The sequence below is a fragment of the Candidatus Obscuribacterales bacterium genome, assembly GCA_036703605.1.
Classification (GTDB): domain Bacteria; phylum Cyanobacteriota; class Cyanobacteriia; order RECH01; family RECH01; genus RECH01.
Map to the genome: position 1 here is coordinate 1 of DATNRH010001155.1, position 2,289 is coordinate 2,289.

5 protein-coding genes are annotated in these 2,289 nt (G+C 55.7%); 3 read left to right on the forward strand and 2 right to left on the reverse strand.

Annotated elements, in window-relative coordinates:
* Together V6D20_23880 and V6D20_23885 are read right to left on the reverse strand one after the other, a co-directional pair.
* On the reverse strand, positions 1–402 hold a 402-nt coding region (locus tag V6D20_23880), incomplete at its 3' end, for a hypothetical protein (GenBank protein ID HEY9818820.1).
* A gap of 124 nt (positions 403–526) precedes the next feature.
* Positions 527–877, reverse strand: coding sequence for a hypothetical protein (locus V6D20_23885; protein HEY9818821.1), 351 nt, complete (start codon positions 875–877; stop codon positions 527–529).
* Between the two features lie 154 nt (positions 878–1,031).
* On the opposite strand from V6D20_23885, the gene V6D20_23890 reads away from it, so the two are divergent.
* From V6D20_23890 to V6D20_23900, 3 genes are all read left to right on the forward strand, one after another.
* Positions 1,032–1,289, forward strand: coding sequence for a hypothetical protein (locus V6D20_23890; GenBank protein ID HEY9818822.1), 258 nt, complete (start codon positions 1,032–1,034; stop codon positions 1,287–1,289).
* A gap of 81 nt (positions 1,290–1,370) precedes the next feature.
* On the forward strand, positions 1,371–1,769 hold the full coding sequence (locus tag V6D20_23895) for a hypothetical protein (protein HEY9818823.1): 399 nt from the start codon (positions 1,371–1,373) through the stop codon (positions 1,767–1,769).
* A gap of 170 nt (positions 1,770–1,939) precedes the next feature.
* The gene (locus tag V6D20_23900) at positions 1,940–2,158 is read left to right on the forward strand and encodes a hypothetical protein (protein HEY9818824.1); all 219 of its coding nucleotides are present in this window, start codon (positions 1,940–1,942) and stop codon (positions 2,156–2,158) included.
* The last annotated feature ends 131 nt before the right edge of the window (positions 2,159–2,289 follow it).

Below are 2,289 nucleotides of genomic sequence, written 5' to 3' on the forward strand. Positions count from 1 at the left end.
GGTAGACCTCTTGCCCCCATCAATGCTCTTTTCGATAGGTACCCCGTGGTCATACTGTAGGTCGGGTGACGATACCTCCAAGTGGTACTGCACGTAGACCGTACCGCTTGCTACATCAACCGCCATCGGCCTTCCTTTGAAGTTTAGGGTCCACTGAGGGCCGTTATAGGCCGAACCCTCTACGGTGAAATTAAGATCTGACAACATGTTGACCTTCCAACTGGTTTTACGCAGATAAGAGGGCAGAGCACTTGCCCACACCGCTGGGTCAAAGTTACCCACAAAATGAAACATGTCCGTATAGGCGGCAGTTTTGCCTTCCGCTAGGACCGGGAGCAGATGAGGGCGAAGCTCTGGCTTATCGTGAGCTAGCTTGATGACTTTGTTTCTGAGGTCTGACATTGAGGGTTCTCCAAAAGTAGGGGTTAGGTCTGCACAATGCACACGCCCTACAAAAGGATTATGCCCCTCTTGACAGATCACAGCCCAGATCACTGTGATCTGCCCTGTGATCTGGGGGTTAGGCTCACCCTCGGAGGCAGTAGCCGACTTGCGAGTGGTACTTGAAGCCTGCGGCCACCATGACAGCGGCTTGTGCCTTAGCTTCCTTGTAGGTGCGGCAGGGGCAGTCGCTGCCCGTCACCAGCCCGTGGGTGCCGCACTCGTTACCCGAGCGCCAGATTTGAACCGACCACGTATCCGAGCCGTTCCAGTTCTGCTTCCCTACGTGAATGACCACCTCTTGTGATTCCTCTTCACCGTTGGGGCCTACCAACACGGTGGTGGACTCGCTGCGGTAGAGGCCCGATCGAATGCGCTTGAAAGTAAGTTCCGTCATCTGTCCATCTCCTCTGGGCTCATAGGTATATACCCTCACAAGGGGCGAGCGTCAAAAAGAATCCTATTGAGGTCCGTTATGCGATTCTTTTTGACGCCCCTTGGCCACTAGGGTATAGTCCCCTAGAAGCCACACAACGTCTCGTCTCAATGTGAATTGGACGTCATCGAAGCCAACATTTAAGGAGAGCACCATGCAAGGACTCGTCTCCAAAATCCGAACGGTCGCCCGTGAATGTGCGGATGAAGCCATCAAGCAGCTTGCCAGTGACCAGCCTATCGAACTGTCCGAGCCCCTGCCGGGGGATTGGGAGGCTTACCGAGAAATCTTCGATGGCCAAGATGTCGATGAGGCATTCATCGAGCGCGGTGCCCACGCATTCGAGCGCGAGTACGAAGGGCGTATCGGCCTGTACAAGATGGGGATTATCGAGCCCCTGAAAGAATCGTGAAAGAAAGTTTTTACGGTGGGTAGGCGCTAGGGTATATACCTATGAAGCCAACGAAGATCACCACGAACCACAGGACACACCATGAAAAGCAAAACCGCCAAGACCGTCACTCTCCGCAAAGACTTCATCCGATGCTGGATTCACGCCAAGCCGGAAGTCTCCAAGAAGGATGCGGGCGAGCTGTACGACGCCCTTCAAAAGAAGTTCCCTGAGATCACTCGGGGCGGGCACCGGGGCATGGTTGGTCGCCTCCAGCCTTGGGAAGCTCTGGAGCATGAGTGTCCCTACTGCGGCAAAGTGGCCAAGGGCATCTTCGAGATTGACGAGCTTATCGGCCTTCGCCACTACAAAGCTCGTGGCCGAGTCTACTACCAGAGCTGGTGCCACTCGTGCCGCGCTGCGGGCCACAAGAAGGATGCTTCGGACCCCACCTTCAACGTGCGAATCAACCCGATTGTGGAAGCAATCCACACCAACTGAGAAGGGATTGTGGTGATCTCAAGGCGCTCTATCCCTCACGGGGTAGGGCGCTTTTGCTTGTCCAGATCACACCTCAGATCACAGTGATCTGCCCTGTGATCTGAGAGAGTTTTGACGGGCTCGCCTCGTGGGGGTATATACCTGTGAACCCACCGATGATAGGAGAGAGCATGCAAGACCGAGATATGACCGATGAAGAGGCGCTCCGAGACCACCTTTACGGGGCGACGGGTGGCAAGAGCGAGTGCTACTGCCAAGACTGCGGGGCATACGTCTGTGATGCCGAGCCCGATGCCGTGTGGACCGGGGGTGGCAAGTCGGAGCAATGCCCCGACTGCGGACCCAATACCCGCATCGCCTCCGTGTTGATTGAGCGCGGCCTGATTTAAGCCGCTCTCTGCGCATTGACCTCACGCATCAATGCCATAAAGGCTAGCTTACCCATCTGGGCTAACGCATCTAGCTCCTTATCGCATCCATCGGACCGGACGTGCGAGGTGATAGACTCGTGCAGCCTCTC

Excerpts from the sequence above, each read along its gene's own strand:
- V6D20_23890 (HEY9818822.1), top strand. The coding sequence starts at position 1,032 with ATGCAAGGACTCGTCTCCAAAATCCGAACGGTCGCCCGTGAATGTGCG.
- V6D20_23895 (HEY9818823.1), top strand. The coding sequence starts at position 1,371 with ATGAAAAGCAAAACCGCCAAGACCGTCACTCTCCGCAAAGACTTCATC.
- V6D20_23900 (HEY9818824.1), top strand. The coding sequence starts at position 1,940 with ATGCAAGACCGAGATATGACCGATGAAGAGGCGCTCCGAGACCACCTT.